Genomic DNA, 2169 nt, shown 5'->3' with positions numbered 1-2169 from the left:
CCCCAAGTTAACGGCAAGGAGAAACGGTGGACGAACCGCGACGCGAGATCATCGACCAGCTCGCCAGCACCGGGACCTACGTCACCCGCGACGGTGACGGCGTGCTGCGCCACTGGAACGCGATCACCGACGAGTACGTCGGCAGCGAACCCGACCTAACGTAAGGGATAGGAATTATCAGCGATGAACAGAGCTGCAGCGTTTGAACTGCTCAGACAATTCGTCGAGTTTATGAGCGACGAGGGAATCACCAAGCCGTCAACGTCCGACATCAACTGGTTTCTGGACGACACGGCCGCCGACGAGTAGTTGACGTAAATCCCCCAAGTTAACGGCAAGGAGAAACGATGGCGGAATTCAATCCCTGGCACTTTATCGACAAGTACCCAGGCCAATGCGCAGCCGAGGTGTCCCGCAAGGGCAACTCTGAGCCGTGCGACGAGGCGGCGTATGCCGTGGCAATGGACGACGAGGGGTTCTGGCCGGTGTGCATCAAGCACGCACGAGGACAGGGGCTGGTGCCGCTATCTGAAGTCCTTGAACACCGCGCCGGTTGACGTAAGGAGATCAGATGAGCGACCAACCGACTTCGCTGCGACATCCGCACGTTTGACCTGCGCGACACGATCGCCATAAAGCTGCTATTGCTCGCCAACCCGGGCGCCCCAATCTGGCCCGATGATATGGCACGCGCTCGGGAGGTTGTCGACGACCTAGCCGAGTACATCCGATTGACGTAAATCCCCCAAGTTATCGGCAAGGAGAAACCGTGTGCAATTGCTATTGCGCCAACTGTCACGGGCACCCGCTTGTGTGGTGCACCAGCGGTCACGACATCGACTGCCCGGTGCGCCAGGAACGCGCGAAGGTGACATAAGAGTTCGTTCTCGGCTCAGGCCACAGCCCCATCCGGGGGCGCCGGCGGCACCCACTGCTTCTGCTTCGGCGGCGGCGGCGGCCACGCCAACCACCGCTTAATCTGCCGCATCCCGTACATCGCGGCCAACACATACCCCACCGTGGACACGCAGATCAATACCCAAGCGGCGGTTTCCAACCCCAAACCCGGCAGGGCCATCGACAGTAGCTTCGCGACGACAGCCCAGCAGTTCACCGACACCGCAGCGAGATAGATTTTCGCCATGGTCGACGAATCGGCGTCGTAGCGCGCAATGATTGCCAACGCCCACAGCAGATGCCCGAGCACCCACAACGCCGCCCCGGACAGCACCACCCAGTAGGCGGCGAGCCAGGCGTTCGGCGGCTCGGTGAACAAGTCGCGCACGTGGCGGTCGGGCGATCCCGGCACGAACAGGCCGACCAGGGTGGGCAGCACGAACGTGGCGGGCAGCTCGAGCCGCCAGTGCCGCCACTGGGCCGCGTTCGTCAACTCAAGGCGGTTGAGCGTGACGTACGCGAACACGGTGATCCCGGTCAGGGATGCGATGTGGCCGACCATGTCCTCAAGGTTCCAAACCCCGGTGACGCGGTGCAAACAATCGAACGTCGGCGTAGCGAAAGGCATCATGCAGACGAGACCGACCAGGATGCCGGCGAGGTTAACGGTGGCGGCACTTTCCCACTTGTAGAACCAGGTGGTTCGCCGCACCCATAACCCTGCTGCTAGGGCTATGAGTGCGGCGAGGATGCCGTGATCAATTGACATACCGCGTCAAGATAGTGGCGGAATGCCCTTCCTGGGGCGCGGTTTCGGCTTCTTCTTAACTTCATCCAAGGTTCGCTTATCTGATTCATAGCTTCCCTGTTCGGCGTCGGACAGGGTGCGGGCCATGTTCAGCAGCGCCGACTTGGACCGTTCGGACAGCTCGTCGACGCTGGGCGGCAGCATGTCCACGAACCGGGATTGGCGGCGGTGGACGTCGATTCCTACGCTGCGGGCACATGCCAGGATGACGACCTCGATGTCGCAGGGCAGCGTGTCTGCCATGGCTTCGAGGGTCCGCGGCTCCGGGAACTCGTTGAGGCGTTCGCCGTTGGCGAATTGGTTCCAGCGTTGCGCTTTGATCGTGCCGCCGGACGCGGCTTCCAGATCCTTGTATGTCCGGTCACCCTTGAGTGACCGGATCAATTCAGGCAAGGTGAGATCGCCGTGCCTGTCATTGGTAGGCATTGTGTCCAACCCTTTTCTCTCGTGTCGGCGGACGCTTT

The 2169-nt window shown here is 61.5% G+C and carries 5 protein-coding genes; 3 read left to right on the top strand and 2 right to left on the bottom strand.

Annotated features, from left to right (window positions below):
- The first annotated feature begins 26 nt into the window (after window positions 1–26).
- From A5622_RS29385 to A5622_RS24375, 3 genes are read left to right on the top strand one after another with little or no spacing between them, the layout of a single operon-like run.
- Complete coding sequence (locus A5622_RS29385) at window positions 27–164, top strand: hypothetical protein (protein ID WP_156752811.1); 138 nt, start codon at window positions 27–29, stop codon at window positions 162–164.
- A gap of 19 nt (window positions 165–183) precedes the next feature.
- On the top strand, window positions 184–309 hold the full coding sequence (locus A5622_RS30555) for a hypothetical protein (RefSeq protein WP_255361668.1): 126 nt from the start codon (window positions 184–186) through the stop codon (window positions 307–309).
- Between the two features lie 38 nt (window positions 310–347).
- Window positions 348–557, top strand: a complete 210-nt coding sequence (locus tag A5622_RS24375; protein ID WP_066881739.1) for a hypothetical protein — start codon at window positions 348–350, stop codon at window positions 555–557.
- Window positions 558–892: 335 nt separating this feature from the next.
- On the opposite strand, the gene A5622_RS24370 is transcribed toward A5622_RS24375, so the two are convergent.
- Window positions 893–1666 (bottom strand): hypothetical protein, encoded by a 774-nt coding sequence (locus A5622_RS24370; RefSeq protein WP_156752999.1) that lies wholly within the window; start codon window positions 1664–1666, stop codon window positions 893–895.
- A gap of 6 nt (window positions 1667–1672) precedes the next feature.
- The coding region (locus A5622_RS24365; protein ID WP_232002997.1) for a hypothetical protein at window positions 1673–2169 on the bottom strand (497 nt) is incomplete at its 5' end.

Source organism: Mycobacterium sp. 1245801.1 (assembly GCF_001673055.1).
Classification (GTDB): Bacteria; Actinomycetota; Actinomycetes; order Mycobacteriales; family Mycobacteriaceae; genus Mycobacterium; species Mycobacterium europaeum_A.
The sequence above is the reverse complement of the archived record's forward strand: the minus strand, read 5'-3'. Positions and strand labels throughout refer to the sequence as shown.